We start from the raw sequence: 272 nt of genomic DNA, 5'->3' as shown, positions 1-272 counted from the left end.
CCACCGTGACGACTGCGCGGGCGTGCTGGCGCACCTGATCGCGCTTAGCCTCGAGGGCAAGCCGGTCGAGCCGATCTATCTGGCCACCGACTGCGATGGCGCACCGCTGCACGAAGTGATGGCCTGGTTGGCGCGTCAGCTCAAGGTCGAGTCCACCGAGGTGATCCAGTCACCGCTGCGGCGGCGTTCCAGCAAGCGCTGCGGCAATGCCCTGTTGCTCGAGAGCGGCTACACCTTCCGTTACCCGACCTTCCGCGAAGGCTATGCCGAGG

Annotated in this window: 1 pseudogene; it reads left to right on the top strand. The window is 66.5% G+C overall.

Going from position 1 to position 272, the window contains the following annotated elements:
- Positions 1 to 272: pseudogene (locus R0J88_RS20220) on the top strand (SDR family NAD(P)-dependent oxidoreductase); the annotation flags it as partial.

The organism is Pseudoalteromonas sp. SIMBA_162 (assembly GCF_046535955.1).
GTDB classification, from domain to species: Bacteria; Pseudomonadota; Gammaproteobacteria; order Enterobacterales; family Alteromonadaceae; genus Pseudoalteromonas; species Pseudoalteromonas marina.
The sequence above is the reverse complement of the archived record's forward strand: the minus strand, read 5'-3'. Positions and strand labels throughout refer to the sequence as shown.